Here is a 26,500-nt window from a genome sequence, read left to right as displayed (position 1 = left end):
CTCCGGCCCCGTCATCAAGGTCACCTGGGTCATGCTGTGCAGCTATCAGCGCTCATAAGCTCTCCTTACGAGTGCAGCTTCAAGCCCGGCCGCCGATCAGACAAGGCGGTCCCCACCGGAGGGGTACCGCGAAGTCGAAGGGCGGGGTGAAATGCCGAATCGAGGTTGGTGCTCCAAAAACTGACTAAGCGGTCAATCAAGAATCCGCCTCAATGAGCCTGTTTCGGATCGTGCGGGTCGGGGTCCATTTGGGACTTGCGGCGCTAGGCCCCATTCCCGCTATCGGGGAAAGCTAGAGTCTCGTAGCCGGCTTGATCGAGCGTGCAGTCCACTAACTCCAGGAAGCTCGGCTTGGTCACGCCGATCTGTCGCGCCATCTGCCCAAGCAGGGGATCACCGATCGTCTTGTGCGAGGACCCCATGCTCATCTTGGTCTTCTTGATCGTCTTTAGACCGGCAAGATTGTGGTAGATGTAATAATGGTGATCGCCGTCATCACGCTTGAAGCCCTTGCGCTGCAAAGAGGCGTCAATGTCCTTGCGATCTCTTGTCATCAGTCGAGCGGTCCGAATCGCGAAAGTAGGTGCCGCTTAACCTCAAGCGCCTCCTCATCTAGTTCGTCGTCTTTAGACTGGGCGTACTGCCGCCAAACCAGATCAAGTTCCGACAGCACACAATCGCGAAGCTCGGACACATCATCCACGACAACATCAATACCCAACCGATTGTCCACGAAGCCGAACAGGCGGTCCGCCCAATGGACGGTTACGGGCAAGGTCAGGGGGCGATTTGTTCCGAAGAGCTTGCCGCCCGTCGTGAATCGATCAATCGGTTGCAGGTGCGGCTCAAGTTCCACGACGTTATAGATTTCGTCGAACGAACTTATGTCGCCGCGAGCATTGATCTTCGGACGGCCGCTGATTTTGAGCCGCTTGCGGACGTTGGCTTGGAGCCAGCTTTCCAGCGGTAGCGGATAGTCCATGCGGAGCGCGGGGTCCGAACCCGGCTTGATCGTCATGATTGTCTGCTGATAATCGATGGCCCTGAGCTTGCCCGCGACAGTCTCCTCATCGATGGCCGGTGGGCGGGGGGTGTCATATGCGCCAAGGAGATTTCGCGCGCGATCAGCCTTGAAAGCGAAGGGGCCGCGCGAACCAGCGCGGATCATCACTTCAAGCCCGCTTCCTTCCGGCGGAAGCAAGCCCGTCGCCGCCTTGGCTAAGAACCAACGCTCTCGAGCGTTTGGAATTACAGCCTCAAGCCTCGCCTCCTCGCCACTATCGAAGGCGCGCAACGTCGCTAGCAGCTTCTCACGAGCGGCAAAGGAGGAGCCGCTCATCTCGCCCGTCTGCGAAGCGACAGCAAAGGGCTGAATATGGCTGCCCTTGCGAGGCGCGCGGCACACGACTGCGTACTCGCGCTTAACCTTAATGGTGGGCTTCAGCCGCTCGCTAAGGGCGCGACCCTCGGCGCGCATACCGATGATATAGATCATGCGCTGGAGCGCGTTGAGCGACGAGATCACTGCCTCCGCCGGAGCGCCGCGCAATCTCTGCACGGGGGCCCCGTCGAATTTCAGTTCAAGATCAGTGTCTTTCTCGGCCACCTAACTGCTCGTCCAATTGGTTCGGTGGCTTCCCACAATGAATTTGTGATCCTGTTAACAAGCGGGCTTAGTAAATGAAAGGGCGGCGGGGAAGCCTAGGTCAGGACCCACCGCAGTTCGCTCATGCTGCCGTCACGGCATAGGGTCCGGCCCGATCTCTCACGGCAATACTTTGACCGTCCCGATTTCAGCGGTCTTATCTCGAATTTAGAATGCCACCGCGGGAAAGGCTTCCCCGTCGAAGCTCCCCCTTAACCATCAAAGCGATGGCGCGGCACCTCGCTGCGTCCGAGGTCCGCAAATAGCCCGCTGTCCCGAAACGACCAGCGTAGCAGCGATATGCGGTGTCCTCCTCTGACGAAGGAAACAGACGTGTGTAGCTGGCGTCAGTCTGCCACGACCTCACTGGCGGGCCATTTCAACCATCCGGGCGTTGTGTCGTGACATGCTTGGTGGCACAACCGACGCTGCTTACCGCAAGCGGGAGAGGCGCTGATAGCATGGCCGATGAAGAGCCCAGTGATCAGGATTTAGGCGCGCCTGAGGCGACTGGCGGGGATGCAGCGCCAATGCCGAAAGGGCGCCGCTCGTTGTCCCGTATGCGTCGAGAGATGACGGATGAGGAACTGAGTAACTCGGGCGTTCAGAAGATCATGATGGATGACGTCGATCGTCTTGAAGGTGAAAAAGCTCACTTAGAGACATTCGTCGAGAGATTTCACAAAGCGGATAAGGAAAACGCCGTTCTTAAGGAAAAGGCAAAGGTTCGGATTGCCTCTGATATTTCATTTGGTACCTTTCTTACTATTGGCGCGGCCGCGGTTGGTTACTCGCCTGTTGTAGAAAAAGTTCCAAACGCCAGCTCAATTCTTGTTGCCATTGGAATATTTCTCATGGCTGGTGGGTTGGCATCTAAGGTGGTGTTGAAATGACGCTTGAGCTTCGATCAGTCTCGAATCGAGGAGACCTGTCGAAGGAGCGGTTGACGTTCCGAGTGACGACTAGTGTCGACGTTGGCGATTATGTCGTTCTTCAGGTCGATGATGTAAATGGAGATGTATCAACCGATGTACACCACGCATTTTGGTTTACTTACAAAGCGGTAACTAAAGGTGATTTAATCGTGTTGTACACACGACGGGGCAACCAGTCGTCAAAACCTCTAAAGGAAAAAGGTACGGCCCATTTCTATTATTGGGGGCTTGGCGCACCGATTTGGGGCGATGATCATCGCGCAGCCGTTTTGCTGGAAGCTCCTCGATGGACTAGTAAATCGGCTCGCGAACTCTCCGGGCGCTAACTGAGCGGCAATATTCTAACTCACTGAGTATGAAAGCGCACGGTTACGCCGGCCAGACGATCGCGCGCAGGCGAGCCTTGAGCCGATCGCCATAGGGCTGGTCGATCTGGCGAGCGAATGCGACCAGACCCTCTAGATGATTCCGTAAACCGATAACGGAATCGAATTCGCGAACTTCCGCATGACCGACCGGTCCGACATCGGGACGTTCGAGATAGTGTAGGTGCGTCTCGATGCCCGCCCTGAACTCGCGAGTCAGGCGCGGCTTGTCACGGTCGACTAGCAGACCGAGTACGATCTTACGGGCGCCCGGCGCCGCGATGCTCGTCTTCGTCCGATTGGCCTCGAAGCCATAAGCGCCAAGGACATCGTAAATATCGTGAACGAAGTGCTCAGCGCGTTCACGCGAAAAAGAGCCGGCCGTCGAAAAGATCATATCGTCCGAGTACCGGCTATATCTTAGGCCGGCCTTCTTCGCCGCCGCCGTCGCGCGCCGATCAAACCGGCGCATCACCAGGTTCGCGAGCTGGGGACTGCTCGGCGCGCCTTGCGGCAAGAAGCCGATCCATTCGTGCTGCATTACTCCGCGCGCTGGTTTCGAACGCCGTTTGAAAATATCCTTTCTGCTCTTCAGCGTCGGCAGCCGGGTGCACAGCCTACCCAGTTGAAACGAAAGCAGGTCGGGATATCCTAGCCGTTCGAAGACGCTTGCGACATAGGGTTCCTTGATCGACTCGAAGAAGCGCTCAATGTCGATCTTGATGAGCCAGCGCGCGTTCACATGCCGCGCCGCTGCCGCGAATACGGTATCGTCCTCTGAATAGGCTGTGCTCGCCGCGTGCGGTGCGATCTTCGATAACATGTTTTGCTGCAACCAACGCTGGACCTTCTTCAGCTCCGGATCCGGCATGCAAATGGTGCGATAGCGACGCGAGGCCGCCGTAGAACCCGGCGCCTGACGCTTCTTAGCGATATAGTCTCGATAGGGGTCGCTCCCCCGCCCGGCGACCTCGATCAGATAGCGATGCGAGACACCGGAAAGATGCGCAAGATGCGCCAGCGTGAAAACGATCGGAAGATCGATCGAGACGCTCCGGATCGCGTTGGCGTGTCCGACCGCAGCGGAGATAACCGCAGGGTCTACGTTCGCGGCTCGCGCTCCGGCGGTAAAGATTTGAGAGTCCCACAAGGTCATCTACCCTCTAGGATCATGGACTGGTCGGTCGCGCTCCGCGGCAAGCCTATCGCAGCCCCGAGCGGAGCGTGACCGATAAGGCCTATGCGGAGGCTCGCTCGTCAGCGACCGAAATACGGTCGCCGGTGACGCCGGACAGGGATGCCCGGCATCACGCCTGCTTTCGCAGGAACTAAACGTCCTCATGAGACTCTCAGCGATGTTGGGTAATAGGGCATGGCCGATCCGACAACCGCCTTCGATATTTTCGGCTTCTTCACCGTCCCCGCTTTCAGCAATTTTCGCCCGCTGTCGGTCAATCGGCTTCGGCCGCTTATCCACCCGGCCGCAATCGCTGCCTCACGCAGTCGCACGACGTCTTCGGTCGGCAAGCCCGAGCGTTCGGCTACCTCGATCTCGGCATGGGCGTGCCAGCGTCCGCGCAGTGCGAGTAGGAACGCCAGCATTTCCGCTCGATCACGCCGACGCGTTCGAAAATCCAGGCCGTGAACGAGACGCGACCAGCGATGTTCGACGGCGCCTCGGAGCAGGTCCGTGATCGTCGGCGGCAGGCCGAAGAACGGGCGCAGGTCGCTCGGCGCTCGACCCTTATAAAACGGCTTCCAGCGTTTGAATTTTTCGCCCAGCACGGCCGGCACATTATTCGGCATCCCGTATTCGAATGCGACGAGCGCCGCGGTGTCCTTATGGCCCAATGGCGCCCCATGATTCTTGCCGTATCGCTTTACCAGTGCGAGCCAAGCGGCTGCCCATGGCTTGGGCGTCGGACCAGTAAGCGTCGGCACTACGGTGGCGACGCCGACCGTCGCCTTGCACGGATGCGTTTTGATGCGAGCAATGCCGGCATTTGTTCCGGTGGCTGCAACGATATGGAATCGGATGTAGCCGCGCGACCACCAAGCTGCGAACGTCGGAATCCGCCAGAATTTGTCGAGCATCGTCCAGATACGGTCCCCCGAGCCGATGAAGTCAGTCACGATCACGATTCTGCGGATGCGGTTCTTCTTGTTCGGGCTAAGATACTGCCGCGGTGAAGGGTGATTGACGAACCGCGAATTCGCCTTGACCGCCTGGGAAATCAGGAATGCCATCCAGCCTTCACTGCCGACGCGCGTTGCGCCTCGGCGAGGCGAGACTGGCTTGAATGGAGCGTCCGCAACCACCCGCTCGTGTGGCATGCCCTGCGCGTCGCTATATACTTCGACCGGGAACGCTGTCGCTTGCGCGATCTCCCGCTCGGCATAAAGCGCGACACGCCCCGGCACCGTGTCGATTGCTTCGATCTGTCGCGAGATCGCTTGTGCGACGTCAGTCTCGTTGAACAGAGCGAGTCGATCGACGAGCGAGGCGGCGTCGTCCTGGTCGCTTGGGCCAAACTGATCGATCCAGCGCCGCGCAGACGCGCTCTCGGACAATTTCTTGGGTGGATCGGCCATCACTAACGGTCACCTACTTTAGCCGGTCAGGCAAGGGGGATGCCGATGGGCAATTGGTGATCAAATTTGTTCAGTTGGTCGCAGTCTTAAACCACCCTGTCGAATTCCCTCGAAAGTCCCGCAAAATGCCACTGCAGCCTACGCAAAAAATGGAAGATAGAGTGGTATTTCCTCATTCTCTTCCGAAACAAGTCATTATATATTAATAACTTAGACTGTTCTTTGCGATCGTGTCTCCCCGACCATCCTGTATTTTCGCACCGTTACCGGCCCGAAAGGCTGTGGGATGGCGGCCTCGCATCCAGCGTGTATCGCAGGGCGCCTGACATCGTTGCGCCGGCGAGCCTTGGCATTCTCCTCGATCGGCCCAACTCGTGGGTGGGGCCCGCCCGGTGGCGTCAAGGCGTCGTATCTGCCGCGATAGAGTGCCAGCGACGTCCCGTGAGACGTAGCAGCGGAAGCGGGTGGCCATGTGCTGGTCATCGTGACGGGCGTCTCTGGCTTTAGGCAAATGCCAGTTGCGCCGCGGGCGTGAATATTGTCATCGCCGATGGGCAAGCCCGCTCCAGACGAAGGTTGTCAATGCGCACAGTTTCCGAAGATGTCGCTGTCCGGCTCTATCACCTGAGCGACGAGGGCGCGGCCGTGACGTTGCTGTATGGGACGCTGGCCGAGGCAGTCGCGGCAGCCGGCTTGCAGCCTGAGGAGATACAGGGCGGACTGTTTTTGCAGACGAGCAACGATGTGATCGCCTATCTTGATTATCTGGAGGGGTAGCGGGAACGCGCCGCCAGCCGGTTGCGCCTTGCTGCGCGCATAATGGTTTTAGCCGGCACAGCAAAAAGGGCGCCCCCGAAGGGACGCCCTGTCTGCTCAAACCGACCGGACCGAGGTCCGGCCAACTTGATTACATGTTGCCAGCCTTGGCGTCCGCGGCTTCGCGAACGTTGTCAGCTGCTGCGTTCATGTTGTCGGCAACGGCGCCGGCATTCGTGGTGATCGCATCGGCGGTGTTCGAAGCAGCTGCTTCGAGGTTGTCAGCGCCAATTTCGAGGTTGTCGGCAACCATTTCAGCGTTGTTTTCAACGGCTGCGGCTTCCGGCGACTTGGTGCAGGCAGCCACGGACATCAGGCCGGCGGCGGCGAGAACAAGAGCGAGTTTCTTCATGCGGTTGCTCCCAAGCATAGCAATATTCGCGGCCAGCCCGAATGCTGTCACGAAGCATGAGCAAATAGCGGCGAATATCGCACCGTCAATCGCAATTTGATCACGATCCTGCCTTAATTCAGCTTGCCGCAAGGTTCTGCTCACTCGGTTCGTCGCTTATTTCGGGGTTACCGCCCCGATTTCCTCAGGCGCATTGGCGATCACCGCAAGCATCGTGGTCCACGCTGCCACATTCTGGCTGAGCTGTGCCGGGTCGATCCGGTCCAGCGTATCCTCGGGCGTGTGGTGATAATCGAAATAGCGCTGTCCCGACTGGTTCAGGTCGATTGCGGCGACTCCGGCCTTCATCATCGGCCCCACATCAGACCCATCGCCCGCCAATTCCTTGCCGCGCACGATGCCGAGCGGCGCCAATGCCGCAGCGAGCCGGTCGCCAGCTGCCTTCGCGCTGTCCGGCAAATTGGTTTCGACTCGCCAGACCCGGTCCGCGCCGAAATCGGATTCGGCGGCGGCGGCATGGCGCTCCTTGCCATGCGCCGCGGCATAGGCGCGGCCGCCAAAGCCGCCGACTTCCTCCGATCCGAACCACACCAGGCGAATCGTCCGGCGAGGCTTGGGGCCAGTGAGGAAATATTTGGCCGCAGCGGCAGTAATCGCGATCCCCGCGCCATCGTCGATCGCGCCAGTACCCAGGTCCCAGCTGTCGAGATGGCCGCCAATCAGCACCACGCCGGCCGCCGGGTCGGAGCCCGGCACTTCGGCGATGACATTGCCCGATTCCTGCGTGCCGATCTGACGTGGCGTCAGCACGAGCTTGAGGGTGATCGGCTTGCCGCGCGCGATCATCCGGACGAGGTTATCGGCGTCCGACGTCGACAATGCGGCCGAGGGAATCGGCGTGACACCGTCGGCGAAATTGGTGAGGCCGGCATGCGGGCCGCGGCCGTGATCCGACCCGATCGAGCGGATCACGATTGCCGCCGCGCCCTTGGTCGCGGCGATATTGGGTCCGGCAAAGCGCGCCAGACCGAAGGTGCCGTAGGATGAGCCATCCTGAGTCGCGACCATCGCGTTCGAGACAAAGGCGATCTTGCCCTTCAAACTGCCTTCCGGTGCGGCCTGAAGATCCTGGACGCTGGGGAAATAGACGATTTCCGCCGTCAACCCTTCCGACGGCGTCGCGCCGGAATTGCCCAGCGCGGTGAGGCGCAGCTTTTGCGGGAAGGGCGAGACGACTTCAGCGGTTTCCTCACCGCGCACCCAGACCGGCATCTGATAGGGTTCGATCCTGACATTCTTGAACCCCAGAGCTTTCAACTTTGCCAGGCCCCAGGCACGCGCCCGGGCCTCGGCCTCGGTACCGGCAAGGCGTGGCCCCACCTCGGTCGTGATTCCTTCGATGATATCATACGCCACATCATCCTTCAGCGCGGCGTCGCGCAGCTTTGCGACATCGGCGGCGACCGATGCCGGGACGGCGGTGATAGGGCGACTCTGGGCGAAAGCCGGAGCGGAGAGGGCAGTGGCGGCAAACGCCGCGATCAGGGCTGTGGTGCGCGACATAGGGTCTCCATCGGCCCTGAACGCGTCAGCTCGCAAGGCGAGCGTTGCTCAACGGCCATTTTGTGATGGCGAGAGGCTTAGAGGGAAGAGCGGGGGTTCCACAAGCGCAGTGCAAGCGGAATTTGCGATGGGCGATGTTTGCCAACTGCGCCATCGCCCACTACATGCGCCCCGACCTTTCGAACATCCATTTCGAACATTCAATCTCGCGGAGCACGACCCCCGATGGCCGTCCAGTATAGCTATGTGATGAAGGGTCTGACCAAGACCTTCCCCGGTGCCGCCAAACCGGTGCTCAACAATATCCATCTGCAGTTCCTGCCGACCGCGAAGATCGCGATCATCGGGCCGAACGGCTCGGGCAAGTCGACGCTGATGAAGATCATGGGCGGCATCGACCCCGATTTCACCGGAGAGGCCTGGGCCGCCGAGGGGATCAAGGTCGGCTATCTGCCACAGGAGCCGCAGCTCGATCCGACCAAGACCGTGATCGAGAACGTCAAGATGGGCGCCGGGCCGGTTGCGCAAATGGTCGAGCGCTTCAACGCGATCACCGCCGAGATGGGCGATCCGACCGACACGACCGATTTCGACGCGCTGATGAACGAAATGGGCGAGCTGCAGGAAAAGATCGACGCGGTCGATGGCTGGGCGCTCGACAGCCAGCTTGAACAGGCAATGGAAGCGCTGCGCTGCCCGCCGAGCGATTCGCCGGTGACCAATCTGTCGGGGGGTGAGAAGCGCCGCGTTGCACTGTGCAAGCTGCTGCTCGAAAAGCCCGATATCCTGCTGCTCGACGAACCGACCAACCATCTCGATGCCGAAAGCGTGGGTTGGCTGGAGAATTTCCTCAAGGAATATACCGGCAACGTCATCCTCGTGACGCATGACCGCTACTTCCTCGACAATGTGGTCAACTGGGTGCTCGAGCTCGATCGTGGGCGTTACTACACCTATGAGAGCAATTATTCCGGCTATCTCGAGAAGAAGGCCAAGCGGCTCGAACAGGAAGAGCGCGAAGAGCAGGGCAAGCAGAAGGCGATCCAGGACGAACTCGCCTGGATCCGTCAGACCCCCAAGGCGCGCCAGACCAAGTCCAAGGCACGTATTCGCGCATTCGACGAACTGGTCGCGGCGCAGGAGAATCGCACCGTCGGCAAGGCCGCGATCCTGATCCAGATGCCCGAGCGCCTTGGCGGCCGGGTGATCGAGGCCAAGGGGCTGACCAAGGCCTATGGCGACAAATTGCTGTTCGAGAATCTCGACTTCAACCTGCCGCCGGGCGGCATTGTCGGCGTGATCGGGCCGAACGGCGCGGGCAAGTCGACCCTGTTCAAGCTGATCACCGGGCAGGAACAGCCGGATGGCGGCGAGATCGAGGTCGGCCAGACGGTCAAGCTCGGTTATGTCGATCAGAGCCGCGATGACCTGACCCCGACCAAGACGGTGTGGGAAGAGGTTTCCGGCGGTTCGGATGTGTTCCGCTTCGGCAAGCAGGAAATCGGCACGCGCGCTTATGTCGGCGCGTTCAACTTCAAGGGCCAGGACCAGCAGAAGAAGGTCGGCCAGCTGTCAGGCGGTGAGCGCAATCGTGTCCATCTCGCCAAGATGCTGAAGGAGGGTGGCAACGTCCTGCTGCTTGACGAACCGACCAACGATCTCGACGTCGAAACGCTGCGTGCGCTGGAAGAGGCGCTGGAGAGTTTCGCCGGCTGTGCCGTGGTCATCAGCCATGACCGCTTCTTTCTCGATCGCCTCGCCACGCACATCCTCGCTTTCGAGGGTGACAGCCATGTCGAATGGTTCGAGGGCAATTTCGAGAGCTACGAGGAAGACAAGCGCCGCCGCCTCGGTGACGCGGCGGATCGCCCGACGCGTCTTGCCTATAAGAAGCTCACACGCTGAGTTCCCGACCCCGCCCCGGCGCTAGCCTGGGCGGGGGTATTGGTTATCGGAATCAGAGCAGGGGCGTTAGAACGCGCCCATGCAGATTCGGAAAATGCCAGTATGATCGTTGCGTCCGTCAGTGCCGCGCTGCTCGCATTGTCCGCAGCGCCGGAGTCAGCCTCAGTCGAGCCAATCCAGGCATCCGCCGGCGCATCGCGACCCGATGCTGCCCTTTCTTTTACGTCTTATGCTGCTGAGTTTGCGGCGTTTGTCGACGAAACTGCCGCCATGGCCGATGCGGAACGGGTGGCGCTGTTTCGACATCGTTTCGATGGACTTTTCCCCGGCTTCTACGAACCGCGCGGTCGCGACGAACAGAAATATGATGCCCAGATCCTGCGCGCGTTAAAGGGATTTGGGGAGATCCGGAGCAAATATACCATTGCTTCAAACGCGTTCGATCAAGCTTTTCGCACAGGTTCGACGCGCTTCCGCACCTTCTTTCCCGACTATCAGCTGAACATGCCGGTCTATCTCGTCCATTCGCTTGGCGAGATGGATGGCGGCACGCGTAGGCTGAACGGGCGCACGGCGATGGTGTTTGGCGCGGATGTGATTGCGCGCATCCATGACGAAGCGACCATCGGGCCGTTTCTGGATCACGAGCTGTTCCACGGCTATCATGCCAATTATTTCCTCGATTGCGATGCGTTGTGGTGCTCGCTCTGGACGGAAGGGCTGGCAACCTATGTCGCGTCACGGCTGAACCAGGCGGCGAGTGACAAGCAATTATTGCTGAACGAACCCGTGCCGCTGCGCGCTGCGGTCGAACCGCGAATCGCGGAGGCGATGTGCCTGTTGCGCGGCAAGTTCGGATCGACCTCGCGCGAAGATCAGGCAGCATTTTTCGCGGGCCAGCCCACTGATGGGCCGTTCCCACCGCGTTTCGGTTATTTCCTGGGTTACCAGCTGACCGCGAAAATCGGCGCCACGATGACGCTGGAACAGATGGCAAAACTGCCACCGGCCAAGGTCAAGCCGCTGCTGGAGAAAGCAATCGCCGAATATGGACCGTGCCCGAAACCAGCGGCCGGCTGAGCAACCCATTTGTCAACCGGCCGCTAACCTATTCAGGGACGGTCGGCTTTCGTCTTCGCCCTGGTTGCCGCGAATTCCGATCCTTCGCTCCACATCGGCCAGCTTCGGGCGTTGGCGATCGACTTCCCCATCGTATAAAATAGCGTGATGTCGGTGGCTGCGCCGTCCAGATTCCAGTCGGCGGACCAGGCGTCACAGGTCTTGTGATAGCAAGTCATATAATCATCGAGCCATTTCTGCCCGGCCACGCGTCCGCCTGCTTTCAGGTCGGAAGCGCCGCCCAGCGCCATCAGCAGGAGTGAAGGCACGCCCCGGCGCACGACGGAGAAATGATCGGCGCGGTAGAACAGGCCGCGTTCGGAAAAGGTTTCCGGCGTGATCACGCGTCCTTGCGCCTTAGCTGCGGCCGTCAGGTCGGCGTCGAGCGAGGAATTGCCGGCGCCGACCAGAATCACGTCCCGCGCCGGACCAGCGGTTTGAAGGATATCCAAAGTCAGGTTGGCCGCCGTCTTGCTGAGCGGCTTGAGTGGATGCGTGGCATAATATTCGGAGCCGAGCAGGCCGCGCTCTTCGCCCGTCCATAGCGCGAAGACCATCGACCGATCGGCGCGGGCGGCGGCCTTGAACAGGCGGGCCAGTTCGAGCACGCCGGCGACACCCAACCCGTCGTCGTTGGCGCCGGGGCGGATGGTCTTGCCCTGGGCATCAGCCGGGCCGGCGCCATAGGCGTCCCAATGCGCGGCGAACATGACGCTTTCATCGGGTCGGGTCTTGCCTGGCAGAATGGCCAGGACATTGGCGCTTTCGATGCGCTCGACGCTGACCGGCAGTGCCGCGTTGAAGTTCAGTCCCTTGAGCTCCACTGGCCGGAAACCAGCCGAGCGGGCCTGGACACGCAATGCCGAAAGATCCAGCTTGGCTGCCGCGAAGATGCGCGTGGCGGTGTCATGCTCGATCCAGCCCTGGAGCGGCACGCGGGGATCGTTGGCGGCCCGCACAATGTCGAAATTCTCGCCATTGGATGCCGCCGCGGTGCTCCAGCCATAGCCCGCGCCCCCGGTATCATGGACGATCAGGGCGGCGATCGCGCCGCGCCGCGCGGCTTCCTCGAACTTGTAGGTCCAGCGGCCATAATAGGTCATGCGGCGACCGCCGAAACGGCCGACGGCATCCTCGCCTGCCACGGCCTCGAAATCAGGATCGTTGACCAGGAAGATGGCGACCTTGCCCTTCAGGTCAACGCCTTTGAAGTCGTCCCAACCCGCCTCGGGGGCATTGACGCCATAGCCGACGAACACCATCGGCGCCGCGGCGATGTCGATGCGCGGCGTATCGCGTACCGTGGTCAGATTGATTTCGGTCGATTGTGCCAGCGCCATGGGCTGCCCATTGGCGACACCGAGAGAGATCGATCCGCCAGTGCCGATCCGCGTGTGGATCAACGGCACAGCCTGGGTCCAGCCACCCTTGTCGCCGCCCGGTTCGAGGCCCATCGCCTTGAAGCGCGCGATCAGGAACTCGATCGTCTTGCGCTCTCCGGCGGTACCGGGCGCGCGTCCTTCATACTCGTCCGATGCCAGCGTCTTTACGGTTTCCGACAGCCGGGTCGGATCGACGGCGGCGCGCGGCGGTGCCGCATCCCGGGCGAATGTCGGGGCCGCCAACAACAGGGCACCCGTGGCGATGATCAGTCCGCGCATGGCGACCTCCTTATTTCTTCAGTTTGACGAATGCCCCGCCATCGCGACGATCGACGATGAAACCGGGGACGGCCTCGAACATGTCGGACAACCGACCATAGCCGTAATTGCGTGCATCGAAGCTCGACCGGTTGCTGGCGCGCAGGCCGACTTCGCTCAGCGACGCGAACCCCTTCGCGTCGCGTTTCGACGCGCTGTAGGCGTCGATCAACATGCTCACCACGTCGGGCTCGATCCCGTCGCGTGGCTTGTCCGGGGTCGTGGCAGCAGGGAGCGCCGGAGCTGGTTCCTTGCGCGCGACCAGCTCCGCGACGTCGATGAAGCGATTGCAGGCCGCACGGAACCCTTCGGGCGTGGTCGCGCGGCCAAAACCATAGACCTTGAGTCCATCCTGGCGAATGCGCGTCACCAGCGGCATGAAATCGCTGTCCGAGGACATGATGCCGAATCCGGTCACGCGACCGCTGGCGAGCAAGTCCATCGCGTCGATCGTCATCTTCATGTCGGTCGCGTTCTTGCCCTTGGTCAGGTCGAACTGCTGTTGCGGCTCAAGCGCGTAACGCAGGGCGACCGACTCCCAGCCCTTCAGCGCGGGCTTGTTCCAATTGCCATAGACGCGCCGGACATTGACGGTTCCGAGGTCGGCGAGTGCGGTCAGTACCGGATCGATCGCGGCAGGGGAGGCATTGTCGGCATCGATCAGCAACGCGACGTTGCCGGTGGGGAGAGTATCGGTCATCACCCCATCCTGCACCGGGCAAACCGCCACGTCACCCCGCCTTTGGCGGTTCAGGCAGTAAATCGCTTGGTAAAACCCTTGGGCGCGCGCTCCGTGTCGGGCCGCGCCTCGAAATTGTCGATCCGGGCAAGCTCAGGGCCCTGGCGGCAGGCGTCGAGAAATGCCGTTGCGGCGTCCTCATCGCCGATCACCAGCATCTCGACCCGGCCGTCGCGCAGATTGCGGACCCAGCCGGTCACGCCATTGTCGTGCGCCCGGCGCACGATCCAGTCGCGAAAGCCAATATGTTGAACCTTGCCGCTGATGAAGACACGCTGTGTCGACGCCATAGAACCCCCGCTCTTTTACACGACGAACGCCCGGAACTGAACGCCGTCACGGCGGGCCTAGCACAGCATCCATACGTTGGAGCACAAGTCGCCGGGAATCCGTCGCATTCCCGGCAGCCTTGGTCGTGCCGAGCGGATGTCAGGCGCGGTTGCGGGCCGCGTCGACACTCCAGGCGCCGGCACCCGCCGCGGCGAGATACAGGAAGATGAAGCAATAGAGTATCGCCGCTTCACCACCATTGGCTGACGGGTAGAGGCTCTGGGGCGCATGAACCATGAAATAGGCCACTGCCATCATGCCCGACAGGATGAAGGCGACCGGCCGGGTGAACAGGCCAATGATGATCAGGGCGCCACCGACAAGCTCAAGCGTGCCCGCAGCGTATAACATGGGATTGAGCGGCATCGTGAAAGGCGGGATGTTGAAGAACTTCGAGACGCCGTGGTGCAGGAAAGTAATGCCGGTGACGATGCGGAGCAAGGCGAGCAATCTGGGCGACCAGGTGGCGGGGATCGGCATGACGGACATCCTCTTGTTTCGATGTCGCATCGTTTCACGCGCCCGCCAATGGGTCAATCTGTCGCGGTGAAACGCTCGGTTGCCGGATAGGCGATCGCAATGACCTCATATTCCTTCTCGCCACCGGGCAGGATGACGCGGCGGATGTCACCAATGGCTGCACCGCGCAGTGCACGGGCGAGAGGGGCGCCCCAGCCGATCCGGCCTGCGCCGGTTTCTGTTTCGTCATCGCCGACGATGGTCAGGACACGCTCGACATCGTCCTGATCGGCGATGGTGACGGTCGCCCCGAAAAAGACGCGGTGGCGATCGGGTTGTGCGGCGGGGTCGATCACCTTGGCCGCCTTCATCCGTCTGGCCAGCCAGCCGAGGCGGCGGTCGATCTCACGCAGCCTTTTGCGGCCATAGATATAGTCGCCATTTTCCGACCGGTCGCCATTGCCGGCGGCCCAGGAAATGACGTCGACGAGTTTAGGCCGTTCCTCGCCAAGCAGTTGGCGATATTCGGCGCTCAGCGCGGCATAGCCCGCAGGTGTGATGTAGTTGGGCTGATCCATGGGCCTTTAGCCCGGCCGCTGCTTGCCCAGATACCAACTGATCCGGTTTGCACCGGTGGAACGCGACCGTGCCGGATTCATCAAGTCGTAGACGACCGCATTCTCCAGCACGCGCTGTACGTAATTGCGCGTCTCCTGGATCGGAATCGCTTCGATCCAGTCGACCATATCGACTGTGCCAGTGCGCGGATCACCATTGGCGCGGAGCCATTTATTCACATTGCCCGGCCCGGCGTTATATGCCGCGACGGCCAACGGATAGCTGCCATAATTATTGTAGATGCGCTGGAAATAGGTCGATCCCAGCTGGATATTATAGTCGGTGTCGGTGGTCAGCGCGCCCGCGTCATAGGACAGGCCCATCTTGCTCGCCGTTTCGCGTGCAGTGCCCGGCATCAACTGCATCAGCCCGCGCGCACCCGCATGACTGATCGCAGCGCGGTCGAACTGGCTTTCCTGCCGCGCGATCGCGTGGATCATCGTCCAGTTGCTCGCTTGGGTATCGGGGACGCGGACACTGGGGAAAGCCACCGAGGTATAGTCGGTGAAGCCGTTCTGCAGCGCGCTGCGGCCGACCATCACACCCAGATCCGGGCGCCCCAGCGTGCGCGACAATTCGGTCGCCAGGATATGATCGCTGTCGCTCTTCGCATCCATCGCGATCTGACGCACGAAGGCGGTCTGATCTTCCCAGCGCCCGACCGTGCCGAGATACTGCGCGGCGCGAACCGTCTCGCGTGCATAGAAGGCGGCGCTCGCGGCATCGGTGACCACGCGCGGGGCGGTGTTGCCGGGCGGGATCAGCGGTTGACCAAGACGCTCGATCGCCAACTGACCATAGAACAGGTCGCGATAGCCGGCGGCATGGGTGAAGAAAGCATTGGCATCGGCCGCTCGCCCCGCCGCTTCGGCAGCGCGGCCGGCCCAGTAATAGCCCTTCGATTGCGACTGCGGCGTCAGCGAACCGCGAGCATAGCGATCATACATGCCGATCGCATCGGCCGGTCTGTAAAGCTTTTTGAGCGCGGTCTGCCCGGCCAGCCATACAAGGCTGGTATAGTCATCGCGCTCGCCAAGCGGCGTGCGGCTGACGTCGGTGCCCGCCGGATAGGCGTCATCGACCTTGCTCGCGATGTCGAAGGCAGTCTGATACTGGCTGTCGTTCGCCGCTTCGCGTGCGTTGGTGAGCAGCACTTCGAACCATTTCTCGACATCGCCGGGCCGGTTGACGAGCGCGCGGGGGCGCGCCAGCCACGACCGTGCGCTCGGCGCAGCGGCACTGTTGCGCAACCATGTCGCCCGGTCCGCGATATAACCAGGGTCATTGGCGCCGATCGCCTGAGTCGCGGTCGACAGGTCCGACGCATTGGCGGCGTTGGTGCGGAAGGCGAGCCGCGCCTCGAACACGGTGCGCCTGCCAGGGCTGACCAACGCCATCTGGCGTTGCGCCGATTGCGTCGCACCCTGCCACAGCAGTTCGTCCATGCGGGCGTCGTGATCCTCGGGGCGAAGCGCGCCGGCAAAGCCCGAGATCAGCTTTGCTTCGTCGGTTGCCGAAAGCGGCCCCGACACCCATGCCCTGCGTGCTGCGGATTGCGCCTCATCGCGCGCACCGGTCAGCGCGAGCGCCTCCGCGAAACGCGTCTTACCCGTACCCGTCAGGGGAGGATGGCGACGGAAAAACGTGACGGCGGTCGATGGCGACCAGGTGCCGGCTTCCATCGATCGTTCGGCAGTGCGACGGAGCGCATTCTCACCAGGCCAGCCGGGATGGGCGATCAGGAAGCGGGCATAGCTCTCGAACGGATAACTGTTCGACTGGCGCAGCGAGTTCCATTCGCCGATCGCGGCAGCCATTGCCGAGCTCTGCGGGGTCTGCCCCTGGAGCAGTTGTTGCGCGCGGCCCCAACCGAGTTGTTCCTGTGGTACGCCTGACGCGACGACCAGTCCCGATACGCCGGCAAACAACACTGCCGATTTGGTGACGGATGCTATCATGTGGACAGAATAGGCGATCGGTCCCTATTTGTCCCCCACAAATCACGAAAAAGCGGGGATTCGTTGCCTCGCGGGAGCATATCAACCATGTTTTCGGGATCGATCCCGGCGCTCGTCACGCTGTTCGAAGCGGACGGCTCGTTTGCGGAAAAGGCTTATCGCGATTTCGTCGAGTGGCAGATCGCAGAGGGTTCCGCCGGATTGGTGCCGTGCGGCACCACCGGTGAGGCGGCGACCCTGAGCGCGGAAGAGCATTTCCATGTCGTGCGCGTCTGCGCCGAACAGGCCAAGGGCAGGGTGCCGATCCTTGCCGGCGCGGGATCCAACGATACGCGCGTAGCGATCGCCAATGTGAAGGCAGCAAAGGAAGCGGGCGCGGACGCGGCGCTGATGGTGCCGCCCTATTACAATCGCCCAAGTCAGGAGGGCATCTTCAGGCACTTCGAGGCGGTGGCGAAGGAAACCCCGTTGCCGATCGTGCTGTACAATGTCCCCGGCCGCACCGTAACCGACATTCAGCCGGCAACGATGGCGCGGATCGTTCAGGCATTTCCGGACATTTTCATCGGCGTGAAGGACGCGACCGGCTCACTTGCACGTGCGACCGAGCAACGCGCAGGCTGTGGGGAATCGTTCGTCCAGCTTTCGGGCAATGACGAGATCGCATTGGCCTTCAATGCGACGGGTGGGGTGGGGTGCATCTCGGTTACGGCGAATATCGCGCCACGGCTCTGCGCGGATTTCCAGGCGGCCTGGGCCGCTGGCGACACAGCGCGTGCGCTGGCGCTGCACGACCGGCTGTTTCCGCTGCACATCGCAATGTTCACCGATGCGTCGCCGGGGCCAGTGAAATATGCATTGGGCAAGCTGCGCCCGGAATGGCCGGTGGCGTTGCGCCTGCCGATGACCTGGCCGAGCGAAGCAAGCCAGCGGGCAGTGGACGCGGCGCTGGATACGGCGCTCTAGATAATCGACGTCGGGGATGTGCGGGGGTGAAGTTATTCCACCCGCTTCCAATCTGCCGCGCTCGCGCCTACATGCCCACCTCCCATGGCCCGCCCCAAACCCGCCACCTTCGAAAAAACCAAGATCGTCGCCGAGAACCGGCGCGCCAAGTTCGATTATTCAATCGAGACGGTGTACGAGGCGGGCATCGCGCTGACGGGCACCGAGGTGAAGAGCTTGCGTACCGGCCAGGGCTCGATCGCGGAAAGCTATGCCGAGGTCGATGACGGCCAGGTCTGGCTGATCAATTCCAACGTGCCGGAATTTTCCCACGGCAATCGTTTTAATCATGAGCCGAAGCGCCCCCGTAAATTGCTCCTTCATGAGCGGGAGATAAACAAGATGCACGGGGCGGTGGCGCGCGAGGGGATGACCCTGGTGCCGCTGTCGATCTATTTCAATTCGTCGGGCAGGGCGAAGGTGGAGCTGGCGTTGGCGAAGGGCAAGAAGGCGCATGACAAGCGCGAGACGATCAAGGAGCGCGACTGGAAGCGCGAGCAGGGAAGATTGATGCGTGATCGTGGCTGAGCAGGGGGTGTTCGCCAGATTTGTCGCATGGTGTCGCCGTAACACGCCGACCCGTGAAAGCATGGAAGCCAATCGCTTCCTCCGGCCGGTGGCGCACCGCGTGCTGCGGCCCGAATTGTGGCGCTTCACTCGCCGTTCGGTACCGCGCGGCGTCGCGCTTGGTATGGTCACCGGTATTCTTGCGCCGGTCGCACAAGTCCCGCTGTCTGCCGTGCTCGCCTTGCCGTTCCGCGCCAATATTCCCGCCGCGGCGCTGACCACGTTCGTCACCAACCCGTTCACCACCCCGCCGCTTTGGGTTGCGGCCTATTGGATCGGACGCTGGGTGCTTCGGCTCGATGCGCATGTGCCGGGCAGCCCGATCGCCGATACCGTCGCGGCGAATGCCGGCTGGCTCAACTGGCTGGTGTCGGAGGCGGGACCGGCGACGGTGGTCGGATTGTTCGTGATTACCATTGTGTTCGCGGTGGTCGGCTTTTTCGGCAGCGCGCTTGGCTGGCGGCTGTGGATCGCACGCAAATGGCGCAACCGGCACCGGTCCAGACTGGTCGATCCGGTAAATTGACGCAGCGTATTGTTTGACTAGAACACGGCGCATCCTCCTCCTGTTCTCAGGGATGCCCGTCATGTCCAGATCGCCCCTCGGCACCTTATTATTGTCCGCCTCCGTTTTCGCGACATGTGTCGGCGCCAGTGCACCAGCAGCCTCGCCCGTCACACAGACGGAGACAATGGCACCGGCGGGAGCGGCGAAGCCATCGATCGGCAGCTTCGGTTTCGATGAGACCGGCATGGATCGCAATGTCGCACCGGGCAGCGACTTTTACGGTTTCGCCAACGGGAACTGGGCCGCGAACACGCCGATCCCGGCCGACAAGGCCAATTATGGCGCCTTCGATCTGCTGCAGGACCTGTCGCGCGATCGCACCAAGGGCATTCTGGAAGCCGAGGCAGCCAAGCCGGGCTCGAAGATCGGTGCAGCCTATGCCGCCTATCTCGACCAGGCGGCGATCGAGGCCAAGGGCCTGACCCCGATCAAGTCATGGCTCGACCGGATCAAGGCGCTGAAATCGAAAGCGGGTTACGCGGCGCTGGTTGCCGAAGCCGATCGCAACGGTCTTGGCGTGCCATTCAACGCCGGGGTTTCGCAGGATCAGAAAGACCCGGAGCATTATGCCCTGCAAATGCGTCAGGGTGGACTCGGTTTGCCCGATCGCGATTTCTACATCGACGCCAATGATGCCAAGCTGGTCGCCGCGAAGGCGGCATATCAAGCGCATATCGCCAAGATGTTCACGCTGGCCGGCGAAACCGATGCGGAAGCACGCGCCAAGGCGATCGTCGATTTCGAAACCGGCATCGCCCGGATCAGCTGGACTCGCGCCGCAAGCCGCGACGCCAACAAAACCTACAACAAGATAACCGTGGCCGACCTCGCCAAGACGGCACCGGGCTTCGACTTTGTCACTTATTTCAAGGGCATTGGCATCCCCGTCGCGACAGTGATTGTCGGGCAGCCGAGCGCGATCACCGGCACGGCGCAGCTGATCGGGGAAACACCGGTGAGCGTGCTCAAGGATCAATTGCTCATCCGCTCGCTCGACGGGTTCGCGGCAGTGCTTCCCGCTGCCTTCGACAAGGAATCCTTCGCCATGTTTAGCACCGTGTTGTCGGGCACGCCCGAACAACCGGCACGCTGGAAGCGCGGTGTCGATTATACGAGCGGCATTCTGACCGACGATGTCAGCAAACTCTATGTCGCCAGATATTTCCCGCCCGAAACCAAGGCCGCCGCCGATGCCCTGGTCAAGAACATCATCACCGCGATGAACGTGCGGATCGACAGGCTCGACTGGATGGCGCCGGAAACCAAGGTCAAGGCGCATGCCAAGCTTGCCGCCTTCACCCCGCGGATCGGCTATCCCGACAAATGGCGCGATTATGCCGCGTTGCGCATCATACCGGGCGACGCGTTCGGTAATACGCTGCGCGCCAATCAATGGGCGCACCAGTATAATGTCGAGAAGCTCGGCAAGCCGATCTATCGCTGGGAATGGGGGCTCGCCCCGATGACGGTCAACGCGCAAGCGAACCCGACGCTGGTTGCGATCACCTTTCCCGCCGCGATCCTGCAGCCGCCCTTCTTCGATCCCAATGCTGATCCTGCGATCAATTATGGCGGCATTGGCGCCGTGATCGGCCACGAAATGAGCCATCATTTCGATGATCAAGGGGCCAAATACGATCTCAAGGGCCGGCTGACCGACTGGTGGACGCCGGGAGATGTGGAGAGCTTCAAGAAGCTTACCGGCAATCTCGTCGCGCAGTATGAAAGCTACGAGCCGCTACCCGGTCGCAAGGTAAACGGTACCTTGACCTTGGGCGAGAATACCGCCGACCTGGCCGGGCTGAGCGCGGCCTTCGACGCCTATCATGCGTCGCTCGGCGGCACGCCCGCGCCGGTGATCGACGGCTTTACCGGCGACCAGCGGTTCTATCTCGGCTGGGCGCAGGTGTGGCGGCGCAGCTACCGCGAGGCGGACATGATCCAGCGGCTCAAGACCGACCCCCATGCCCCATCGCAGCAGCGGGCATGGATCGTGCGCAATCTGGATCCCTGGTACGGCGCATTCGCACCCAAGGCGGGCGAAAAACTGTATTTGACGCCGGAACAACGCGTTCGGATCTGGTAATCGGCTTGACGCGACTCTGAGCGAGGCCAAAGAGGGGCGGACATGGCCAGTCTTCCCGCTCCTCCCGCCCCTTCGCTCAGTCCCGCACGTACCGCGGCACTGATCGCGGGCGGATGCGGTGTCGCGGCGGCGGCGATCATTCTCGCCCTGGTCGGCGATCTGGTGATCGCGGGCGCCTTTCTGGCCACCGGGCTGGTTATTGCCGGAGGCCTTGTCGCGGCACGGCGCCTGTTCCCGCCAGCCCGCCCCGGCGAAGTCGAGGCCGACTGGACCGTCGCACGGACGCTGGCGGCGAGCAGCGCCGATGCCGTCGCGATCACCGACCGTGCCGGGCGTCTGGTCTGCGCCAATGACCGCTATGAAACATTATTCGGCGGGTTCCCCACGCCGCCGAGCCTCCCCGTCGACGAGGCGGGCGTCGACCGGCTCAGCACCGCCGGTCGCGCCGCGTGGCGTGATGGCGAGTCGGTGGTCGATCGCTTGCTCGCCCGGGGTACGCCGCTCGCGGCGCATATCGAACGGGCAGGGCGCGACGAAGATTTGCTGGTATGGCGTTTCCGCGGTGCGGAGGGTCTCGATCTGGCGGCCTCGGTCGAGGGCATGATCGCCGGCACGACGGGCGACCGGCTCGCCGCGGCGGGCATCATGACGGCGCTGATCGGCGCCGATGGGCGTATCCGCAGCGCCAACCGCGTGTTTCGCACCCGCGCGATGGGGCATGAGGAAGGCGCAATCGCGGGGCGCGACTTTGCTCGCTTTCTGATCACCGACAGCCATGGTCTGGTCCGGTTCGAGCGCGAGGGATTGACTGGAATACCGTTGCGCGTGCTGCAGATTCCTTTCCTCGAAGGAGAGGATGCGCCGATGCTCATCGCCTTGCTCGATGAAGAAGGCGGAGGCGAAACCCCGGCGATCGGCGCCAGCGCCTCAGCGCATGTCCGCAGCCTCGTCAGTCTGATGCCGTTCGGCATGGCGCTGGTCGATCGCGATGGCCGCTTTATCCAGATGAACGACGCCTTTGCGCGTGCGGCGCTGGTCGATGCCGCCACGCCGCCGCTTTATCCTGGCGATTTGCTGGTGCGTGAAGACAAGGGTGTGGTTGCCGATGCGATTCGTCGTTTTGCCAATGGCGCGACGCATTCGACCGATCTCGCCGTACGGCTGAAGGACCATCCCGACGAGCCGGTGGCGCTGTCGATTGCGGGTGCCCGGGGGTTGGGCGATGCCGCAGTGTTGCTCAGCCTGAAGGACAATGGCGAGGAAACCCGCCTCAAGCGCGAGGTTGCGCAGGCGACCAAGATGCAGGCGGTGGGCCAGCTTGCCGGTGGCGTCGCGCATGATTTCAACAATATCCTGACCGCGATCATCGGGCATTGCGACCTGATGCTGATGCGCCATACGCCGGGTGACAGCGATTATGACGACATCCAGCAGATCCGCGCCAATTCGAATCGCGCCGCCAGCCTGACTCGCCAGTTGCTGGCCTTTTCGCGCCAGCAGACCTTGCGGCCGCAGGTGCTGCAATTGCCCGATGTCATTTCCGAAGTGTCGAACCTGCTCAAGCGATTGCTTGGTGAAACGGTCACGCTCACCGTCAAGCATGGCCGTAACCTGGGGCCAGTGCGCGCGGATCCCGGCCAGCTCGAGCAGGTCGTCGTCAATCTCGCGGTCAACGCGCGCGACGCGATGCTCGCCCGCGATCCGCGTGGCGGCGGCACGCTGTCGATCCTGACCAAATCGGTTTCCATCGCCGAGGTGCGCAAGATGGGATCGGATATCCTGCCGATCGCCGATTATATCGCGCTGGAAATCGCCGATACCGGCAGCGGCATCCCGGCGGACATATTGGCCAAGATCTTCGAACCCTTCTTCACCACCAAGGAAGTGGGCAAGGGGACCGGGCTGGGCCTGTCGACCGTCTATGGCATCGTCAAACAGTCGGGCGGTTATATCTTTGCCGATAACAACAAGGCTGGGCCCGGCGCGATCTTCACCATCTATCTGCCTGTCCATACCGCCAGCGGCGTCATCGAAGCGCCAGCGCCCGCCACTGTCCGCGCGTTGCCCAAGGAAAAACCGGCCGACCTGTGGGGCACGGGAACGATCCTGCTGGTCGAAGATGAGGATATGGTCCGCGCGGTTGCCGAACGCGCGCTCAGTCGCCAGGGCTATACCGTGCTCACCGCCGAACATGGCGAAGCCGCGCTGGAAGTGCTGGCGCGCAGTGAAAGGCCTGATCTGCTCATTTCCGATGTGATGATGCCGCTGATGGACGGCCCGACCATGGTCCGTCGTGCACGCGAGCGCTATCCCGACCTGCCGATCCTGTTCATGTCGGGTTATGCCGAGGAGACGCTGCGCAAGTCGATTGATCTCGATAATGTCCAGTTTCTTGCGAAACCCTTTTCGGTTCAGCAGCTTGCTGAGGCGGCTCGTAGTGTTTTGATGCCGAAATGACTTGGCGATGCGAGCCGGGTTTGGCTAAGGCCACAGGATGAGTTCGCCGCAGAATATCCTCATCGTAGAGGACGAACCCCTGATCGCGATGATGCTCGAGGATTTCCTCGATGTGCTCGGCAAGAAGCTGGCCGGCAGTGTCGATAATATCGCGGATGCACTGCAGCTGGTCGATGCCGGCGGCATCGATGCCGCTATCCTGGACGTGAATCTGCGTGGCGGCGAGAAAAGCTTTCCTATCGCGGATGCGCTGGTGCGGAACAGCATTCCCTTCGTGTTTGCCAGCGGCGGCACGGGTGATGGCATTGCCGAAGAGCATCGCGATCGCGTGATATTGTCCAAGCCGTTCACGATGGATGGCGTGGCCAGGGCATTGGATGCGCTGAGCTGATTCGGAAAGTTTGAGCGAGCGGGAAGTTTCGCGGAGCCACTGCGGTTTCCCCGGGCGCGCCACGGGTGGGCTGCCTTATCCACATACCAATCCGCCAGCGGTCGGGAGCCACCGGAGGGCGCGAAGATACTGGCCGCGCAAGTATCGATCTTCCTCGTTGAGAACGCGTCGAACACAGTTTTCCCCTGCCGGGTCGGATGAGTTGCGCGTTCCCAAAGCGCGTCCTGGGGAAAGAGGCGGCATGTTTTTCGGAGAAAAATCATGTTCCATTCTTGTTCTATAAGAACAAACGCGATACACGGCTCCAACATGCATTGAATGCGTGGCGGTATAGGTCTAGCGGCGGAGGCTCCAATGGCGGCGAATTTGAAGGTCATCGACAGCAAAATGGCAGTTTCCAACGATAAGGCAGCCACCGAGCGCCAGAAGGCGCTCGACGCCGCACTCGCACAGATCGACCGTGCCTTCGGCAAGGGTTCGGCAATGAAGCTTGGCTCGAAGGAGACGATGCAGGTCGAGGTGATCTCGACCGGCTCGCTCGGGCTCGACATCGCGCTTGGCGTCGGCGGTCTGCCGCGCGGCCGCGTGATCGAGATCTATGGTCCGGAAAGCTCGGGCAAAACCACGCTTGCGCTGCATGTCATTGCCGAAGCGCAAAAGGGCGGCGGTACCGCGGCGTTCGTCGATGCCGAGCATGCGCTCGACCCGGTCTATGCCAAGAAGCTCGGCGTCAACATCGACGAGTTGATCGTGTCGCAGCCCGATACCGGTGAACAAGCGCTCGAGATCGTCGATACGCTGGTCCGCTCCAATGCGATCGACGTACTGGTGATCGATTCGGTTGCCGCACTCGTGCCGCGCGCCGAAATCGAGGGGGAGATGGGCGATAGTCATGTCGGTCTGCAGGCACGTCTGATGTCGCAGTCGCTGCGCAAGTTGACCGGATCGATCAGCCGCTCGCGCTGCATGGTGATCTTCATCAACCAGCTGCGCATGAAGATTGGCGTGATGTACGGTAATCCGGAGACGACGACGGGCGGCAATGCGCTGAAATTCTATGCCAGCGTCCGCCTCGACATTCGCCGCACCGGTCAGATCAAGGATCGCGAGGAGATCATCGGCAACACCACGCGGGTGAAGGTCGTGAAGAACAAGGTCGCACCACCGTTCAAGCAAGTCGAATTCGACATCATGTACGGGCAGGGTGTGTCGAAGATCGGCGAGATCCTCGACCTGGGCGTCAAGGCCGGACTGGTCGAGAAATCGGGCGCCTGGTTCTCTTATGACAGTGTCCGCATCGGCCAGGGCCGTGAGAATTCGAAGACCTTCCTCAAGGAAAATCCGGAAATGTGCGACCGCCTCGAAAAGGCGATCCGCACGCGTACTGACAAGGTCGCCGAAGAAATGATGGCAGGCCCCGAACCAGAGGATGACGGCGAGGAGATGTGAGCTTTTTCTCTCCCGACGGGGAGAGGTGCAGCTTCACAATCACGCCAGTTTCAAGTCGGCGTCCAGCGCGTCGCAAACACATGGGAAGGCCCGCCTGTCATGGCGGGCCTTTCGCATTCTATCGGCATTTCCAGGCAAGGTCATCGGTCCAGGAACTGATCCGCTCGACATCATCTCCCAAGGCGCTAGCGTGCCGGGAAAGCCGGAGAGGATCGCCATGACCATCATCGTTCACCATCTCGAGAATTCGCGCTCGCAGCGTATCCTGTGGATGCTCGAGGAGCTTGGACTGCCCTATGAGATCAAGCGTTACGAGCGAAACAAGGCGACCATGCTTGCCCCGCCCGAGCTCAAGCGCGTTCATCCACTCGGCAAGTCGCCGGTGATCGAGGACATTGATGCGGACGGTGGCCGTGTGATCGCCGAGACCGGCGCGATCGTCGAGTATCTGGTCGAGAAGGCCGATGGCCGGCTTGGTGCTCCGGCGCACCGTGACGCGGTGCTGCGTTATCGTCAGTTCCTGCATTATGCCGAGGGATCGATGATGCCGCCGCTGCTGCTGAAGCTGGTTCTCGCGCGCATCCCCTTGTTCGGCAAGAAAGCGATGAAGCGCATCCAGCCGATGATCGACGTGCATCTCGACTATGTCGAATCCGAACTGGCTGCGCGTCCCTGGTTCGCCGGCGAGGAGATGACCGCCGCCGATGTGATGATGAGCTTTCCACTGGAAGCTGCACGCAGCCGTGCCGGTCTGGACGATTCACGTCCGGCGACGATCGCCTGGCTCGACAAGGTGCATTCGCGCCCGGCCTATCAGGTCGCGCTCGAAAAGGGTGGCCCTTACGCTTACGCCTGATCCGGCCCGCACCGGTCACGGAATC

Annotated in this window: 25 protein-coding genes; 13 read left to right on the top strand and 12 right to left on the bottom strand. The window is 61.7% G+C overall.

Features of this window, described 5'->3' with window-relative positions:
• Positions 1–263: 263 nt before the first annotated feature.
• Together OO12_RS15300 and OO12_RS15295 are read right to left on the bottom strand one after the other, a co-directional pair.
• Complete coding sequence (locus OO12_RS15300) at positions 264–554, bottom strand: hypothetical protein (RefSeq protein WP_034159576.1); 291 nt, start codon at positions 552–554, stop codon at positions 264–266.
• The gene (locus OO12_RS15295; protein ID WP_034159575.1) at positions 554–1,606 is read right to left on the bottom strand and encodes a hypothetical protein; all 1,053 of its coding nucleotides are present in this window, start codon (positions 1,604–1,606) and stop codon (positions 554–556) included. The genes OO12_RS15300 and OO12_RS15295 overlap by 1 nt, the downstream gene beginning before the upstream one ends.
• A 500-nt stretch (positions 1,607–2,106) precedes the next feature.
• Here OO12_RS15295 and OO12_RS15290 point away from each other — a divergent pair, with 500 nt between their 5' ends.
• Both OO12_RS15290 and OO12_RS28095 read left to right on the top strand, forming a co-directional pair.
• Entirely contained in the window at positions 2,107–2,538 is a 432-nt protein-coding gene (locus OO12_RS15290; RefSeq protein WP_034159574.1) for a hypothetical protein, read from the top strand.
• Positions 2,535–2,906 (top strand): hypothetical protein, encoded by a 372-nt coding sequence (locus OO12_RS28095; RefSeq protein WP_152616463.1) that lies wholly within the window; start codon positions 2,535–2,537, stop codon positions 2,904–2,906. The genes OO12_RS15290 and OO12_RS28095 overlap by 4 nt, the downstream gene beginning before the upstream one ends.
• 43 nt (positions 2,907–2,949) lie before the next feature.
• Here OO12_RS28095 and OO12_RS15285 read toward each other — a convergent pair whose 3' ends face one another.
• Together OO12_RS15285 and OO12_RS15280 are read right to left on the bottom strand one after the other, a co-directional pair.
• Positions 2,950–4,101 carry a reverse transcriptase family protein gene (locus OO12_RS15285; RefSeq protein ID WP_034159573.1) on the bottom strand — a complete coding sequence of 384 codons (1,152 nt, stop codon included), beginning with the start codon at positions 4,099–4,101 and terminating at the stop codon, positions 2,950–2,952.
• A gap of 182 nt (positions 4,102–4,283) precedes the next feature.
• Entirely contained in the window at positions 4,284–5,537 is a 1,254-nt protein-coding gene (locus OO12_RS15280; protein ID WP_034159572.1) for a phosphoribosyltransferase-like protein, read from the bottom strand.
• 582 nt (positions 5,538–6,119) lie between these two features.
• Here OO12_RS15280 and OO12_RS15275 point away from each other — a divergent pair.
• On the top strand, positions 6,120–6,314 hold the full coding sequence (locus tag OO12_RS15275; protein WP_034159571.1) for a hypothetical protein: 195 nt from the start codon (positions 6,120–6,122) through the stop codon (positions 6,312–6,314).
• A gap of 130 nt (positions 6,315–6,444) precedes the next feature.
• Here the strand turns inward: OO12_RS15275 and OO12_RS29370 are convergent, their stop codons facing one another.
• Positions 6,445–6,849, bottom strand: a complete 405-nt coding sequence (locus OO12_RS29370; protein WP_327196025.1) for a hypothetical protein — start codon at positions 6,847–6,849, stop codon at positions 6,445–6,447.
• A 12-nt stretch (positions 6,850–6,861) separates the two neighbouring features.
• Positions 6,862–8,268: a M28 family peptidase gene (locus OO12_RS15265; protein WP_034159570.1), complete on the bottom strand. Its 1,407-nt coding sequence runs from the start codon at positions 8,266–8,268 to the stop codon at positions 6,862–6,864.
• A gap of 225 nt (positions 8,269–8,493) precedes the next feature.
• Here OO12_RS15265 and ettA point away from each other — a divergent pair, with 225 nt between their 5' ends.
• Positions 8,494–10,173, top strand: coding sequence for an energy-dependent translational throttle protein EttA (gene ettA / locus OO12_RS15260; RefSeq protein ID WP_034159569.1), 1,680 nt, complete (start codon positions 8,494–8,496; stop codon positions 10,171–10,173).
• 270 nt (positions 10,174–10,443) lie between these two features.
• Positions 10,444–11,253: a hypothetical protein gene (locus OO12_RS15255; protein ID WP_152616461.1), complete on the top strand. Its 810-nt coding sequence runs from the start codon at positions 10,444–10,446 to the stop codon at positions 11,251–11,253.
• Positions 11,254–11,285: 32 nt separating this feature from the next.
• Here OO12_RS15255 and OO12_RS15250 read toward each other — a convergent pair whose 3' ends face one another.
• From OO12_RS15250 to OO12_RS15225, 6 genes are all read right to left on the bottom strand, one after another.
• Complete coding sequence (locus OO12_RS15250) at positions 11,286–12,953, bottom strand: M28 family metallopeptidase (protein WP_034159567.1); 1,668 nt, start codon at positions 12,951–12,953, stop codon at positions 11,286–11,288.
• A gap of 10 nt (positions 12,954–12,963) precedes the next feature.
• Positions 12,964–13,692, bottom strand: a complete 729-nt coding sequence (locus OO12_RS15245; protein ID WP_034159566.1) for an NYN domain-containing protein — start codon at positions 13,690–13,692, stop codon at positions 12,964–12,966.
• A gap of 50 nt (positions 13,693–13,742) precedes the next feature.
• A complete protein-coding gene (locus tag OO12_RS15240; protein ID WP_034159565.1) occupies positions 13,743–14,021 on the bottom strand; it encodes an acylphosphatase in 279 nt (92 codons plus the stop codon).
• A 139-nt stretch (positions 14,022–14,160) separates the two neighbouring features.
• Positions 14,161–14,541: a DoxX family protein gene (locus tag OO12_RS15235; RefSeq protein ID WP_034159564.1), complete on the bottom strand. Its 381-nt coding sequence runs from the start codon at positions 14,539–14,541 to the stop codon at positions 14,161–14,163.
• A 53-nt stretch (positions 14,542–14,594) separates the two neighbouring features.
• On the bottom strand, positions 14,595–15,098 hold the full coding sequence (greB, locus tag OO12_RS15230) for a transcription elongation factor GreB (protein ID WP_034159563.1): 504 nt from the start codon (positions 15,096–15,098) through the stop codon (positions 14,595–14,597).
• 6 nt (positions 15,099–15,104) lie between these two features.
• Complete coding sequence (locus OO12_RS15225; RefSeq protein WP_034159562.1) at positions 15,105–17,096, bottom strand: lytic transglycosylase domain-containing protein; 1,992 nt, start codon at positions 17,094–17,096, stop codon at positions 15,105–15,107.
• A gap of 87 nt (positions 17,097–17,183) precedes the next feature.
• On the opposite strand from OO12_RS15225, the gene dapA reads away from it, so the two are divergent.
• The 8 genes from dapA to OO12_RS15185 all read left to right on the top strand — a co-directional run bounded on the left by dapA (position 17,184) and on the right by OO12_RS15185 (position 26,475).
• On the top strand, positions 17,184–18,062 hold the full coding sequence (gene dapA / locus OO12_RS15220) for a 4-hydroxy-tetrahydrodipicolinate synthase (RefSeq protein WP_034159561.1): 879 nt from the start codon (positions 17,184–17,186) through the stop codon (positions 18,060–18,062).
• A gap of 84 nt (positions 18,063–18,146) precedes the next feature.
• The gene (gene smpB, locus OO12_RS15215; protein WP_034159560.1) at positions 18,147–18,629 is read left to right on the top strand and encodes an SsrA-binding protein SmpB; all 483 of its coding nucleotides are present in this window, start codon (positions 18,147–18,149) and stop codon (positions 18,627–18,629) included.
• The gene (locus OO12_RS15210) at positions 18,616–19,194 is read left to right on the top strand and encodes a DUF2062 domain-containing protein (RefSeq protein WP_443024567.1); all 579 of its coding nucleotides are present in this window, start codon (positions 18,616–18,618) and stop codon (positions 19,192–19,194) included. Before smpB ends, OO12_RS15210 begins: the two co-directional genes overlap by 14 nt.
• A gap of 61 nt (positions 19,195–19,255) precedes the next feature.
• On the top strand, positions 19,256–21,322 hold the full coding sequence (locus OO12_RS15205; RefSeq protein WP_034159589.1) for a M13 family metallopeptidase: 2,067 nt from the start codon (positions 19,256–19,258) through the stop codon (positions 21,320–21,322).
• A 42-nt stretch (positions 21,323–21,364) separates the two neighbouring features.
• Positions 21,365–23,779 carry a hybrid sensor histidine kinase/response regulator gene (locus OO12_RS15200; RefSeq protein ID WP_034159559.1) on the top strand — a complete coding sequence of 805 codons (2,415 nt, stop codon included), beginning with the start codon at positions 21,365–21,367 and terminating at the stop codon, positions 23,777–23,779.
• Between the two features lie 37 nt (positions 23,780–23,816).
• Complete coding sequence (locus tag OO12_RS15195; protein ID WP_034159558.1) at positions 23,817–24,170, top strand: response regulator; 354 nt, start codon at positions 23,817–23,819, stop codon at positions 24,168–24,170.
• A 354-nt stretch (positions 24,171–24,524) separates the two neighbouring features.
• Complete coding sequence (gene recA, locus OO12_RS15190; RefSeq protein ID WP_034159557.1) at positions 24,525–25,619, top strand: recombinase RecA; 1,095 nt, start codon at positions 24,525–24,527, stop codon at positions 25,617–25,619.
• 217 nt (positions 25,620–25,836) lie between these two features.
• Positions 25,837–26,475 carry a glutathione S-transferase family protein gene (locus tag OO12_RS15185; protein ID WP_034159556.1) on the top strand — a complete coding sequence of 213 codons (639 nt, stop codon included), beginning with the start codon at positions 25,837–25,839 and terminating at the stop codon, positions 26,473–26,475.
• Positions 26,476–26,500: the final 25 nt, after the last annotated feature.

Origin of the sequence: Sphingomonas sp. ERG5 (assembly GCF_000803065.1) — a bacterium.
Lineage (GTDB): Bacteria > Pseudomonadota > Alphaproteobacteria > Sphingomonadales > Sphingomonadaceae > Sphingomonas.
Note: the sequence above shows the minus strand (reverse complement) of the source record. Positions and strands in the feature narration are given on the sequence as shown.

Bases quoted from the DNA above. Each gene is read 5' to 3' on its own strand.
- ettA (WP_034159569.1), top strand. From the start codon at position 8,494: ATGGCCGTCCAGTATAGCTATGTGATGAAGGGTCTGACCAAGACCTTC.
- smpB (WP_034159560.1), top strand. From the start codon at position 18,147: ATGGCCCGCCCCAAACCCGCCACCTTCGAAAAAACCAAGATCGTCGCC.
- OO12_RS15185 (WP_034159556.1), top strand. From the start codon at position 25,837: ATGACCATCATCGTTCACCATCTCGAGAATTCGCGCTCGCAGCGTATC.
- OO12_RS28095 (WP_152616463.1), top strand. From the start codon at position 2,535: ATGACGCTTGAGCTTCGATCAGTCTCGAATCGAGGAGACCTGTCGAAG.
- OO12_RS15255 (WP_152616461.1), top strand. From the start codon at position 10,444: ATGGCCGATGCGGAACGGGTGGCGCTGTTTCGACATCGTTTCGATGGA.
- OO12_RS15245 (WP_034159566.1), bottom strand. From the start codon at position 13,692: ATGACCGATACTCTCCCCACCGGCAACGTCGCGTTGCTGATCGATGCC.
- OO12_RS15275 (WP_034159571.1), top strand. From the start codon at position 6,120: ATGCGCACAGTTTCCGAAGATGTCGCTGTCCGGCTCTATCACCTGAGC.
- OO12_RS15195 (WP_034159558.1), top strand. From the start codon at position 23,817: ATGAGTTCGCCGCAGAATATCCTCATCGTAGAGGACGAACCCCTGATC.
- OO12_RS15265 (WP_034159570.1), bottom strand. From the start codon at position 8,268: ATGTCGCGCACCACAGCCCTGATCGCGGCGTTTGCCGCCACTGCCCTC.
- OO12_RS15300 (WP_034159576.1), bottom strand. From the start codon at position 554: ATGACAAGAGATCGCAAGGACATTGACGCCTCTTTGCAGCGCAAGGGC.
- dapA (WP_034159561.1), top strand. From the start codon at position 17,184: ATGTTTTCGGGATCGATCCCGGCGCTCGTCACGCTGTTCGAAGCGGAC.
- OO12_RS15200 (WP_034159559.1), top strand. From the start codon at position 21,365: ATGGCCAGTCTTCCCGCTCCTCCCGCCCCTTCGCTCAGTCCCGCACGT.
- OO12_RS15280 (WP_034159572.1), bottom strand. From the start codon at position 5,537: ATGGCCGATCCACCCAAGAAATTGTCCGAGAGCGCGTCTGCGCGGCGC.
- OO12_RS15225 (WP_034159562.1), bottom strand. From the start codon at position 17,096: ATGATAGCATCCGTCACCAAATCGGCAGTGTTGTTTGCCGGCGTATCG.
- OO12_RS15290 (WP_034159574.1), top strand. From the start codon at position 2,107: ATGGCCGATGAAGAGCCCAGTGATCAGGATTTAGGCGCGCCTGAGGCG.
- OO12_RS15240 (WP_034159565.1), bottom strand. From the start codon at position 14,021: ATGGCGTCGACACAGCGTGTCTTCATCAGCGGCAAGGTTCAACATATT.
- OO12_RS15250 (WP_034159567.1), bottom strand. From the start codon at position 12,953: ATGCGCGGACTGATCATCGCCACGGGTGCCCTGTTGTTGGCGGCCCCG.
- OO12_RS15205 (WP_034159589.1), top strand. From the start codon at position 19,256: ATGTCCAGATCGCCCCTCGGCACCTTATTATTGTCCGCCTCCGTTTTC.
- greB (WP_034159563.1), bottom strand. From the start codon at position 15,098: ATGGATCAGCCCAACTACATCACACCTGCGGGCTATGCCGCGCTGAGC.
- OO12_RS15235 (WP_034159564.1), bottom strand. From the start codon at position 14,541: ATGCCGATCCCCGCCACCTGGTCGCCCAGATTGCTCGCCTTGCTCCGC.
- recA (WP_034159557.1), top strand. From the start codon at position 24,525: ATGGCGGCGAATTTGAAGGTCATCGACAGCAAAATGGCAGTTTCCAAC.
- OO12_RS15285 (WP_034159573.1), bottom strand. From the start codon at position 4,101: ATGACCTTGTGGGACTCTCAAATCTTTACCGCCGGAGCGCGAGCCGCG.